The organism is Winogradskyella sp. R77965, assembly GCF_044594915.1.
Taxonomy (GTDB): Bacteria; Bacteroidota; Bacteroidia; order Flavobacteriales; family Flavobacteriaceae; genus Winogradskyella.
The window spans coordinates 1,312,038-1,326,192 of the sequence record NZ_CP138990.1 but is presented as its reverse complement, the minus strand read 5'-3'; the positions used below and the strand labels follow the sequence as shown (position 1 = coordinate 1,326,192).

The 14,155-nt window shown below is 36.0% G+C and carries 1 protein-coding gene; it reads right to left on the bottom strand.

The window, feature by feature from the left end; all coding sequences use genetic code 11:
• Positions 1 to 6: 6 nt before the first annotated feature.
• The gene (locus SJY34_RS05965; RefSeq protein ID WP_400080000.1) at positions 7 to 13,929 is read right to left on the bottom strand and encodes an Ig-like domain-containing protein; all 13,923 of its coding nucleotides are present in this window, start codon (positions 13,927 to 13,929) and stop codon (positions 7 to 9) included.
• Between the last annotated feature and the right edge of the window lie 226 nt (positions 13,930 to 14,155).

Here is a 14,155-nt window from a genome sequence, read left to right as displayed (position 1 = left end):
TAAGTTTTAATTTGTTGCCACGTAGATAGGACCTGCAAAAGGTGCTAAACCACTATCTTTTATATTAATAATATAATAATATGTACCTGTTGGAACTTTTCCTGAATTACCTACAGAGGATCCATGAGCATTACCATTCCAATCGTTTTGGTAGTTGTTTGATTTGTATATCTCAGCTCCCCAGCGATTGAATATTTGCAGTTCAATAACGAAGCCACATTGTTCTATTGAGTCTACTGTAAAATAGTCATTAATATTATCTCCATTAGCTGTTACAGTTTTTGAGATTACTATATTATCTTCAGAACTACAAGGTAATACTAAGCAGTCATCATCCATAGTTACGTTAACTTCTACTTCGCTAGGACATGGTCCTTCACTTATAGAGTACATAAATGTATATACACCAACTTCTGCAGTTGAAGGATCAAATAAACTACCGTCTAACGTTGTGTTTCCTGCAACAACACTCCATGTACCATCCATGCTGAAATCTCCAGATAGTAAATCGAATAAATCAAATTCAATATCTAGTACACAACGTTCGGCATCTGTAGCGTTGATAACATTACTTATTTCTACAGTTATATCTTGGGTAAAAACTACGTCGTTGCCACAATCGTCAGTTACAGTCCATGTTCTAATAATTGAATAATTTTCGAAATTATTTACTTGAGTCGAAACCTCCTCGAATACTACATCTATATCATTAGAACAAGAATCTTCAAAGACTAAATTAGGTACTTCAGGTATATCGTCACATGCTACTGTTATGTTTGCATCAAAAGCTGTAACTAGTGTTGGTGCAGTATTATCTTCTACAGTAATTATTTGTGTGTGAACAGTTTCATTGTTACAACTGTCAGTTACAGTCCATGTACGTTCTATAATATAGTCACCAATACAAGCTCCATCCGTAATTACCTCATTAAATTCTACACTAGCATCACCACAATTATCATTAGCAGTTAATGTTTCTGCTGTAGGAACGCTATTACATTCTACATTGGTATCCGCAGGCAGTGTTTCATTGAATTCTGGTGGAGTTGTGTCTTCAATAGTCAAAGTTGCACTTAATGTTGAAGTGTTGCCACAATCATCTGCAACTGCATATATCACAGTAATAGTGCCACCAGTACCACAAGTAGTAACTAGGTTCGTAAAGTCAAAATCTGAAGTGACTACATTAGTTGGGTTTACATCACAAGTATCAGTACCACATGTTTCGAGAGTAGCAATATTTGCTATATTCCAAGCTGTAGCTAACGTTTCGTTGTCATCACCGCTACATTCAATAGTTTCATCAACAACTGTACACGCTGATAAATCAGGGCCTGTTGTGTCTTCTAGTGTAAGTATAGCAGTAAATGTTGCAGCATTTTGACTTGCATCTGTTAATGTGTAGTTCACAGTAATAGTACCACCAGCACCACAATCAGAAACTAGGTTTACATAGGCGTAGTCTGAAGTAACTGTAAAATTATTATCACAAGCATCAGTTGCACAATTTTCTAGTGCTAAGATATTAGCAGCATTCCATCCGTCAGCAATTGTTTCATTATTGGTACCACTACATTCAATAGTTTCATCAAGAACAGCACAATTAGAAGTGTCTGGAGGTGTTGTGTCTTCAATTAAACCAGTTGTGGTTTGAGATGAATTAGTTACAGATGTTTGATTTACAACTTCTGTTGCGTTTACAGTTGCAGTATTAATTACTTCAGTAGCATCAATATCTGTTTGCGTCACTAAATAAGTAGCATTGTATATCCAAGTTTCATCAGTATCTAATTGATTATCGCCATCTGTATCTCCAGAATCAAAGTTTATACTTACAGTAGGTGTTGCATTTTCTAATAGTGGGTCAGAGATAACTACATTATTTAATGCTACATCTCCAGTATTTGTTACAGTAAACGAATAGGTGATAGTTTCTCCAATTTCTGTGCAATCATTCCCATTTTCGTTGTTAAATACACCAGTTTTTACAAGGTTTATACCAGAGTCACTACAAAGTGTTACATCCGGATTACTAGCATCAATGATATAAGTATCTGTTGCTTGCACAGGAGTAGTTCCATCAGGCTCTAAACCGTCAGCAGTTACGTTGTTGGTAATGTTACCAGCATCCACATCCGCTTGTGTGATTGTATAATCAGGAGCAGTAAATATCCATGTTTCAGTAGGATCAAGGATATTATCACCATCATCACCAGTAAGTGTTAATGTCGAAGTAATATCACCACCTAATAAATCGTCAGTTATAGTAATAGAATTAATAGATACATCACCAGTATTGGTAACAGTGAAGGTATAAGTTACTATATCACCTTCGCCAACACAACCAGCAGTTGGACTAGAAGCCGCTTTTACAACAGCAATACCACCATCATCACAAAGTGTTACATCAGGATTATTAGCATCAATTACATATGTATCAGTTGCAGTTACAGGAGTCGTTCCATCAGGTTCTAATCCAGCAGCCGTTACATTATTGGTAATGTTACCAGCATCCACATCCGCTTGTGTTACTGTATAGTCTGGTGCTGTAAATATCCAAGATTCAGTAGGATCTAATTGCCCATTACTATTAGTGTCACCATTTAAGGTTAGTGTTGAAGTAATATCACCACCAAGTAAATCATCAGTAATGGTAATAGAATTTACAGACACTTGTCCATTATTTTCAACTCTAAACGTATAAGTTACTAAGTCACCAGCAGCAATACAATCAATAGCTGTACTAGAAGCTGATTTAAATACTACAATACCAGAATCACTACAAAGTGTTACATCAGGATTGCTAGCATCGATAACATAGGTATCTGTTGCTTGTACTGTTGTTGTACCATCAGGTTCTAAACCGTCAGCTGTTACGTTGTTGGTAATGTTACCAGCATCCACATCCGCTTGTGTGATTGTATAATCAGGAGCAGTAAATATCCATGTTTCAGTAGGATCAAGAATATTATCACCATCATCACCAGTAAGTGTTAATGTCGAAGTAATATCACCACCTAATAAATCATCAGTTATAGTAATAGAATTAATAGATACATCACCAGTATTGGTAACAGTGAAGGTATAAGTTACCAAATCACCTTCGCCAACACAACCAGCAGTTGGACTAGAAGCCGCTTTTACAACAGCAATACCACCATCATCACAAAGTGTTACATCAGGATTATTAGCATCAATTACATACGTATCAGTTGCAGTTACGGGAGTCGTTCCATCAGGTTCTAATCCAGCAGCCGTTACATTATTGGTAATGTTACCAGCATCCACATCCGCTTGTGTTACTGTATAGTCTGGTGCTGTAAATATCCAAGATTCAGTAGGATCTAATTGCCCATTACTATTAGTATCACCATTTAAGGTTAGTGTTGAAGTAATATCACCACCAAGTAAATCATCAGTAATGGTAATAGAATTTACAGACACTTGTCCATTATTTTCAACTCTAAACGTATAAGTTACTAAGTCACCAGCAGCAATACAATCAATAGCTGTACTAGAAGCTGATTTAAATACTACAATACCAGAATCACTACAAAGTGTTACATCAGGATTACTAGCATCGATAACATAGGTATCTGTTGCTTGTACTGTTGTTGTACCATCAGGTTCTAAACCGCCAGCAGTTACGTTGTTGGTAATGTTACCAGCATCAACGTCAGCTTGTGTGATTGTATAATCGGGTGCAGTAAATATCCATGTTTCAGTAGGATCAAGAATATTATCACCATCATCACCAGTAAGTGTTAATGTCGAAGTAATATCACCACCTAATAAATCATCAGTTATAGTAATAGAATTAATAGATACATCACCAGTATTGGTAACAGTGAAGGTATAAGTTACTATATCACCTTCGCCAACACAACCAGCAGTTGGACTAGAAGCCGCTTTTACAACAGCAATACCACCATCATCACAAAGTGTTACATCAGGATTATTAGCATCAATTACATATGTATCAGTTGCAGTTACAGGAGTCGTTCCATCAGGTTCTAAACCGTCAGCTGTTACATTATTGGTAATGTTCCCAGCATCAACATCAGCTTGTGTAACTGTATAATCAGGCGCTGTGAATATCCATGTTTCAGAAGGGTCAAGAATATTATCACCATTATCACCAGCAAGGGTCAATGAAGCGGTAATATCACCACCTAATAGATCATCAGTGATTGTTATGCTATTAATAAGTACATCACCAGAATTAGTTACTGTGAATATATAAGTTACTAAATCACCAACACCAACACAATCAGCAGTTGCACTAGATGCAGATTTTACAACACTAAGACCAGCAACACCCTCAATAGTAATATACACAGTAGCTTGATCACAAGCTTGAGGACTTCCATTATCACAAATTGTGTAGATAAAAGAATCCGTACCTGTATATCCAGCATTTGGAGTGTATGTAAACTCACCAGTATTAGGATCAATATTTACAGTAACACCTTCAGAAGTTGTAACTGTGGTTGTTGTTACTGTCTGTGTATCACCTTCAATATCATTATCATTTAATAAAACATTGCCGATTAAAACACTAGTTGGTGTAACTGTATATGCATCATCGTTTGCATTAGTAGTATTCGGTGTATTTGCATCTTGGACAGTTACAGTTACAGTAGCTGTATCACAAAGTTGAGGAGTACCATCATCACATATAGTGTAAGTAAAAGTATCTTCACCAGTAAATCCAGGATTAGGAGTATAAGTAATAGTTCCATCAGGATTGAGGGTCACTGTACCATTAGTTGGATCTGTAGTTGCCGTGATTGTAATAGGGTCACCATCTGGATCAAAGTCATTAGCCAATACTACAATATCAATAGGAGTTCCTTCTGGAGTTGCAGCCGTATCAGCGTTAGCGATCGGTGCTTCATTTTCAGGACCACTTTCTGGTAATACTTCAATATAAACCGTAGCGGTATCACAAGCTTGAGGATTACCATCGTCACAGATTGTGTATTCAAAAGTATCTTCACCTATAAATCCAGGGTTAGGAGTGTAGGTATACGATCCATCAGGGTTTATAACTACCGTTCCATTAGCAGGATTAGTATTAGCAGTGACCGTTTGGTTATCACCTTCAAAGTCTTCATCGTTAGTTAATACGTTACCAGATACTGGTTGATCAACAAATGTGTTGTTAATATCAGCTATAGCGTCAGTTGTATTAGCAAGACCACCAACAGTGATATAAACTGTAGCTTCATCACAGGCGACAGGACTTCCATTATCACAAATGGTGTAAACGAAAGAATCAGTTCCAATAAAACCAGCATTCGGTGTATACGTAAATACACCAGTATTAGGATCAATATTTACTGTCACACCATTAGCAGTAGTTACTGTAGTAGTTGTTACAGTCTGCGTATCACCTTCAATATCATTATCATTAGCTAGGACATTACCAGTAACATCAGCACCAGGTGTTGTGTTATAAGCATCATCATTAGCGTTAGTTGAATTTGGTGAACCAGCATCTTGAACAGTTACAGTTACAGTAGCTGTATCACAAAGTTGAGGAGTACCATCATCACATATAGTGTAAGTAAAAGTATCTTCACCAGTAAATCCAGGATTAGGAGTATAAGTAATAGTTCCATCAGGATTCAGCGTTACAGCACCATTTGCAGGATCTGTAGTTGCCGTGATTGTAATAGGGTCACCATCTGGATCAAAGTCATTAGCCAATACTACAATATCAATAGGAGTTCCTTCTGGAGTTGCAGCCGTATCAGCGTTAGCGATCGGTGCTTCATTTTCAGGACCACTTTCTGGTAATACTTCAATATAAACCGTAGCCGTATCACAAGCTTGAGGATTACCATCGTCACAGATTGTGTATTCAAAAGTATCTTCACCTATAAATCCAGGGTTAGGAGTGTAGGTATACGATCCATCAGGGTTCATAACTACCGTTCCATTAGCAGGATTAGTATTAGCAGTAACCGTTTGGTTATCACCTTCAAAGTCTTCGTCGTTAGTTAATACGTTACCAGATACTGGTTGATCAACAAATGTGTTGTTAATATCAGCTATAGCGTCAGTTGTATTAGCAAGACCACCAACAGTGATATAAACTGTAGCTTCATCACAGGCGACAGGACTTCCATTATCACAAATGGTGTAAACGAAAGAATCAGTTCCAATAAAACCAGCATTCGGTGTATACGTAAATACACCAGTATTAGGATCAATATTTACTGTCACACCATTAGCAGTAGTTACTGTAGTAGTTGTTACAGTCTGCGTATCACCTTCAATATCATTATCATTAGCTAGGACATTACCAGTAACATCAGCACCAGGTGTTGTGTTATAAGCATCATCATTAGCGTTAGTTGAATTTGGTGAACCAGCATCTTGAACAGTTACAGTTACAGTAGCTGTATCACAAAGTTGAGGAGTACCATCATCACATATAGTGTAAGTAAAAGTATCTTCACCAGTAAATCCAGGATTAGGAGTATAAGTAATAGTTCCATCAGGATTCAGCGTTACAGCACCATTTGCAGGATCTGTAGTTGCCGTGATTGTAATAGGGTCACCATCTGGATCAAAGTCATTAGCCAATACTACAATATCAATAGGAGTTCCTTCTGGAGTAGTAGCTGTATCAGCATTAGCTATAGGAGCTTCATTTTCAGGACCACCTTGAGGTAATACTTCAATGTAAACCGTAGCGGTATCACAAGCTTGAGGATTACCATCGTCACAGATAGTATACTCAAAAGTATCTTCACCTATAAATCCTGGGTTAGGAGTGTAGGTGTATGATCCATCAGGATTCATAACTACCGTTCCGTTAGCAGGATTAGTGTTAGCTGTTACCGTTTGATTATCACCTTCAAAGTCTTCATCGTTAGTTAATACGTTACCAGATACTGGTTGATCAACAAATGTGTTGTTAATATCAGCTATAGCGTCAGTTGTATTAGCAAGACCACCAACAGTGATATAAACTGTAGCTTCATCACAGGCGACAGGACTTCCATTATCGCAAATGGTGTAAACAAAAGAATCTGTACCAGAGAATCCGGTATTTGGTGTATACGTAAATATACCAGTATTAGGATCAATATTTACTGTCACACCATTAGCAGTAGTCACAGTAGTAGTTGTTACAGTTTGCGTATCACCTTCAACATCATTATCGTTTAATAATACATTACCAGTAACATTAGCACCAGGTGTTGTGTTATAAGCATCATCATTAGCATTAGTTGTATTTGGATACCCAGTTGGTTGCACAGTTATAGTTACAGTAGCTGTATCACAAAGTTGAGGATTACCATCATCGCAGATTGTATAAGTGAAGGTATCTTCACCAATAAACCCAGAATTAGGAGTATAAGTAATAGTCCCATCAGGATTCAGCGTTACAGCACCATTTGCAGGATCTGTAGTTGCCGTGATTGTAATAGGGTCACCATCTGGATCAAAGTCATTAGCCAATACTACAATATCAATAGGAGTTCCTTCTGGAGTAGTAGCTGTATCAGCATTAGCGATAGGAGCTTCATTTTCAGGACCACCTTGAGGTAATACTTCAATGTAAACCGTAGCGGTATCACAAGCTTGAGGATTACCATCGTCACAGATTGTGTATTCAAAAGTATCTTCACCTATAAATCCAGGGTTAGGAGTGTAGGTATACGATCCATCAGGGTTTATAACTACCGTTCCATTAGCAGGATTAGTATTAGCAGTGACCGTTTGGTTATCACCTTCAAAGTCTTCATCGTTAGTTAATACATTACCAGAAACTGGTTGATCAACAAATGTGTTGTTAATATCAGCTATGGCATCAGTACAATTTGATAATAAATCAACTGCAATTTTAAAATTACATCCATTCGAATCAAACACATCAACGATATAGTTTCCTACGTTGAGATCAGTAAATGTTCCGCTACTTATAAGGGTTGTGCCATTATCGATAGAGTATGAATATGGCGTTGCACCACCAATTCCTTCTATAGAAAATTGGCCCAAGCCAGCACAAATAATATCTGTTTGATTAGTAATTTTCGCTGATAATTTATTTGTAGGTTCGTTAATGGTTACGTTTTGTACAACAGGATCACAAACGGAACCGTCCATAGCAATACTTACAGAATAATTACCAGCAATAACATTAGATATAGTACTAGAAGTAACACCAGTATTGATTTGGCCGTTAGACCAAGTAAATGTATAAGTAGCAGCTGGGTTAATTACAGAACTAGCAGAGACAGTAGCTTCACCAGTAGCATCGCCAAAACACAATACATTAGTTATAGGCCCAGTTGTAACAGCCGTATCACAATCATCAGTACATTTAATATTTATAGTGTGATAAGTTGTACAATTATTAGCATCAGTAACAATAACAGTATGATCACCTACAGGTAAATTACTAGCAGTAACACCAGTTTGATCACCAGTTGAAGCACTCCATTGATAAGAATATGGTCCTGTACCACCAGAAGCTGAAGCTGTTGCTGATCCATCTGTACAACCTTTAATAGAAGTTGCATCTACAAGATTAACAGAAACACTTAGAGCATTAGAAGGTTCATCAATAATAAAACCTTTGTTAATTTTACAGCCAATACTATCTTCTATAGTTACTGAATAAGAACCAGCACCAATATTTATTAGATCTTGACTTGTTGCTGAATTATTCCATGTGTAAGAATATGGAGGTACACCACCAGTTACATCTATATCAATTGCTCCTGTTGACTCACCAGAACAATTGACGTCAGTTTCTGTAATTACATTAACTGTAAGAATAGTATGATTAACGTTAATAGTTTGCGTGTGATTAATATCATTTCCGCAATCGTCCGTAGCTATCCAATTTCTTTCTATAGAATAAGAAGCATCACAAATATTACCATTTATTGTTTCAGAGAATATTACATCAACATCAGAATCACAAGTATCTGAAGCTGTTAAAATAGCTGCTGTTGGAATTGTACTAGATGTAACGGTAACATTTCCAGGTAAACTTTCATTAAAGAAAGGATCAGTAGTATCAATTACCGTTATAGTTTGAGAATCCGTTGCAGAATTATCACATTCGTCGACTAATGTCCAAGTTCTCGTAATTGTATATTCATTTGGACACTTACCAGGAGTTATAGCATCAGTGTAAGTAGCCTCTAAATTAAAGAATGCAGAGGATGGTGAACAACCATCTTGTTCGTCTGTAACATCACCAACTATAGTTAAATCATTAACATCAACATCACATTGCACAGTAATATCATCAGGTGCTGTAAAAGTTGGACTTGAGGTATCCGTTACATTAATTGTTAAATTTCTAGTTGTAGTATTACCACATTGATCAGTAGCGACCCATTGTCTTAATAAAGTATAATTATTTTCGCAATCACCATTGGTTCTAATTTCACTAAATGTAACGTTAGCATCACCACATTGATCAGTTGCAGTTAAAACTTCAGGCGGTGTTAAATCTGAACATTCTACAGAAATTTCTTCTTCTATGACAGTCGCATTTGTATAATTTCCAATACATGCAAATTCTACACTATGCTGTCTTCCAGAACCAGAGACGTTATTTTTTCTTGCCACAACTCCCATTCTAAAACTAAATGTAGTTGCATTGTTGTATTGTGTTGTAATATTAGTTTGTGGATTAGAGTTTGTAACTCCTGCGTATTCTACAATACCTGCCGTAGCAACTAACCAAGGACTTTCATTTGTAATGGTTAATTCTGTAGGATTATTAACTTCATAATCGGTGTTAATATCTGTCCAGTTTTGCTCCCCATAACTCGAATTTCCATCGATGTCATTGAAATTTGCTAAAAATTCTGGTAAAGATGAAGGTGTATTAGTGCCGGCTTCAACAAAATCGAATTTAAATTCAGTATAGGCTCTATCACCTGCATTGGTTAAAGAAAAAGCAGTTTGTGGTCTAAAAGAATTTACACCTATTGCATTATCATCTAAAATAGGAATAGTTGTGTTATTGGTTTCAACTATTGTTAATAGAGCGTCCACATTAGGAGCAATATTAGTGAATCGGAAAACTTCACCCTGTAGAAACGTGTTGTTATCACCATCTCCAGATTCTTCTGTATAATTTGAAAAAATAAGTTCGGGTACGCCTACACAAGATGCTTGAGTATTACCTGCTCCAGCCGGATAACCTTCAAGCGTAGGTGGCAAATTATCCACAATTACAAAAGTAGCTGTAGTTAAACTAATATTTCCAGAAGGGTCAGTAGCAGTAAACGTTACCGTTACAATTCCTGTATCGCCACATCCATCGGACATACTGCTGTAGTTGTTACTCCAAGTAACACTACCAGAGTTATCTACAGCAACAGCATAGCCATTATTATTTAACCAATCATTAAACTGAGTTGTATTATCGGGTCCACATTGTACTTCGAAATTAACAGCTTGCGTATCTATAGCAGGCCCTTCTGTATCTTGTACAGTAATTGTAACAGTTGTAGTTTCTGTAGTAGTGCTATTGTCAGCATTTGTAACCGTATTTGTATATTCAAAGGTGTCTGTTCCTAAAAACCCTGAATCAGGTGTATAGGTTATGGTTCCAGATGGGTTAATTACTACAGATCCGTTTGCTGGATCTGTTGTACTCGTAATTTCATTATTTGTACCTTCAAAATTATCATTTGCTGATAAGTCTCTAGTTATTGCTGTATTTAGCAATGTTGTGTATATATCTTCAATCACATCAACTTCAGGAGTGACAGTAACACTTACTAATGCAACATCACATAAGGCAGATGAATCACAAATTTGATATTCAAATGAATCATTACCGTTAAAATCTGCATTAGGAGTATATGTTATTTGACCTGTAGTATTATTTATGGTTATTACTCCGTTTGCTGGTTGTAATAGACCTGTATTATTTAAAGAGCTAACTAAAATATCATTATTGTAGTCTATATCGGAAGTACCGTCTCCATTATTAATAACATTATAAGTAACTGAGTTTTCTTCAATTACATTAGGCATAATATCATCTACTGCGCAAGGCGGAGCCTTTATAATTATTGGAGAACTTGTGACTTCACAACCGTTTGCGTCAGTTACTGATACTGTATAAGTGCCAGCATGTACATCTGTTAAATCTTCAGTAGTAGCTGAGTTACTCCAATTGTAAGTATAAGGAGCAGTACCACCAGTAACAGTAATGTCTACAGCGCCAGAATCTACTGATGTACAATCAGCGTCTGTAATATTATCTGTGATTACCATCTCAGATAAAACGATAGGATCACTTGTATAAATTTTTTCACATTCAGTAACTGTATTTGTTACAGATAAAATGTAAGTGTTAGAACTAACAGAAAATTCATTAGAACTTTGATAAGTACCACTGTCTAATTTATATTCATATTCAGACCCTACAGGAGAAGTAACTTCTATAGTAAAATTATCACCACCATTACAAGTAATATCAATTTCAGGAGCATCAGGGAAAGCACTCAGCGGTGTTGTAAAACTTAATGTTTGGTTTGCACATGCATTTGGGTTAGATGGATAAGATAAGTGCGCGTAATACGTGCCACTATCTGTTAATTCATTATAGGGATTCAAGTTCAGTGTGTTTCCGTTTCCTATGACTGTAGGATCACCATCTTTTGTCCACTCTACATCTAAAAAAGAAACTCCTTGTACAAATAAAAGCCCTTTTTCTCCATCACAAAGATTTTCAGCTATTATTGTAGGAGGAACTGCAAGACCTGTATTTAATTCAATATTTATAACATTAAAACATGCATCTTCGATTTGTACCGTATATTCACCAGGAGTTAAATCGGTAAAAACATTATCTTCACCATTATCTATGGGAGTTATAGCTGATCCATTAAATTCTATAATAGAGTAATTCAATGGAGCTGAGCCAGAAGCATTTATGAGCAACTCGCTGTTACCGTTAGAGCAATTTCCTAAATAGTAACTATCTACAGTTATATTAGAGGTAGCAATAGTAAAAGTCTCTAAAGTTATTCTACAATCTTTACTTGTTGTAGTTTGTCCGTTTATATATTGCTCAGACTGCACTATCACACGCATTAAACCATCACTCAATACATTGTTTAAAGTGCCATTTCTAGTTCTTAGGCCTTCACTTGATCCATCATTATTTCCAATTGCCATGGCATTTGCAGAAGTCAATTCTGTACCTGCAGTATGTAAAACTTCTGTTTCAGGATGTCCCCATTGATTTAAAGCAGGATAGTATTTCTGCAACCACATTTGCTCCTTACCTAATCTAGATGTTAAAGACGCATCGACATTAAATGAGCCACAATTTTCTTGATAAGTTACAGATGAGGTAAATTGATCTGTAGGTACAGAAAAGGTTTTAGTAACTATACTACCACAATTGGTCGTAGCGACAAACGTATAATCACCAGATGGCAAAGAATTCATAGAGAAACGTCCGTTTGATGCAATGTTAGCACTGACATCATCTGGCAGAGGATTAGGGTACGCGGATGGCGCTGAAGTAACAATCATCGTAGTAATATTTGCTGCTTGTGTCCATCCAGCATTTAAGTCTCTAATATAAAATGTGGCACTTGCTTCGTTTACACTACAGCCACTATATAATCTTTGTCTTACTAGGTCTAAGTCAATTGAACCACCAGTTGTAATTGTTTGTACTGAAGTGCTACCGCAAGAATCACTAATTTCTATGGTATAAGTACCGTCGGGTACAGGATTTGATGAATCGCCAAAATCTAACCACCAAGGTATATCAGTAAAGTTAGCACTGTAAGTTCCCTGATCAAATTCCCAAGGTCTGAAGTCATAAGGATCAAACCCAGCTGGATACGTCGTAAAAGTTATATCCAAAGGAGCTAGAAACCCTTCAAATCGACTAATACTCATATATTCTTGCCCACAATTGGGTGTAGTTTCTGATTGAAATTGAACTTGTGATTGTGCATTAATGGTTTCATTTCTAATATCGTTGTTACCACAAGCATCAGTAATTTCAAAGCTATAAGCATACGATTGCCCAGAATAAAATGGAATTGAATATTCAGAATCATTTTGTGCATTACTCGTCCATGTATCTGTAATTATAGTAGGTGATCCAGGATTTGAAGGATTTTCTACAGTTATAAGTATATCTATCGGAAACACATAATCAGGTAAAGTACTTGACCCATTAATTAATAATTCCTCCGAATGTAAATAATTGGTACAATCTTGGAGAAAAGTAAAACCATTTGTATTCTCTGACCAAACATAATTATAAAAAGAATAATTTTCGACTGGAGTAGTTATCGTAATCCCTTGGGTAAATTCATCTTCACAAGCATCCGAGACAACAACTAAATAATTGCCTGGAGATACAGGTGTTAATATATTAGAAGTTTGTGGTGGTATAATAACAGTATTTGAAGGGTTTCTTAGTTCATAAGTAGTAGCGGTTCCTGTGGTTACATTTACAGTAATTTCACCACCATCACATATGGTACTTTCGGTGGCTGTAAATATTAATTCCTCTCTATTGTCTTCTATACTAGCGTTTTTAAGTTTTTGGTTGGTTTGCGTTCCTAATGTTTGTGTTGCTACCACACGATAGTTTCCCGCAGGAAATGAAGTTTCTATATGTTGAAATTCTGTAAAATTTGGACCAATGGGTGCTATACCGTTAGTTACTCTAAAAGGCGTTGCATTATCTGGCATTTGATAAATTACAAATTCGAATTCTGCTCCTTCTTGAGTACTATCAATATCTATAGTAAGAATACCATTACCATTACAAAATTCATCTGTAGGAGTAACTGTCATTCCAAATGGAGTGATCTGTGCATTTAAGTTTGAAAAACATAACAATGCAAACAATAAGATGAACAAATTGTTTTTTAAATGCAACGTTGGTAATTTTAATTTCATATTGTACATAATAACTTATAATGTATAATGATGTAGCAATAACTAAATAACCGTAACTCCTAGAGTAATTCTAAGACGTAGCTTATTTTGCTGCTAACAGCATAATTATTATTCTTTATTAAAATATGAGGGAAGTATTTTTAATGAAATGAAATATATAATGGATTAATATATTTTTTGATTTGGGATCATTTACATTAAATTTACGTAACAAAAGAACTTATAA